1 pseudogene is annotated in these 237 nt (G+C 74.3%); it reads right to left on the bottom strand.

Annotation, left to right across the window (positions count from 1 at the left end):
* Positions 1–237 (bottom strand): annotated as a pseudogene (locus tag ACYQ0J_RS00225) (hypothetical protein); the annotation flags it as partial.

The following is a 237-nucleotide window of genomic DNA, read 5'->3' as shown; positions in this document are numbered from 1 at the left end:
GGGGCGCTTGAGCTTGAGGGCCACATGGGCCTCCGTGAGCCTCCCCTCCTCGTCCGTGCGGGGCCAGAGGGTGAAGACCCCCTCCCCCTGGTGCTCCTCCGGCTGGCTCAGGGCGTACCCGGCCACCTCCACCCGGCACCCCTCGGGAAGGCGGGGGCTAGAGAAGCCCTCCTCCCCCAGGCTCCCCTCCAGGAAGAGGGTGGCCTGGTGGGCCGGGTGGCGGGCCCCGGGCTTCTC

Source organism: Thermus sp. FJN-A, from assembly GCF_054655095.1.
This window is presented reverse-complemented; position numbering and strand designations above follow the sequence as displayed.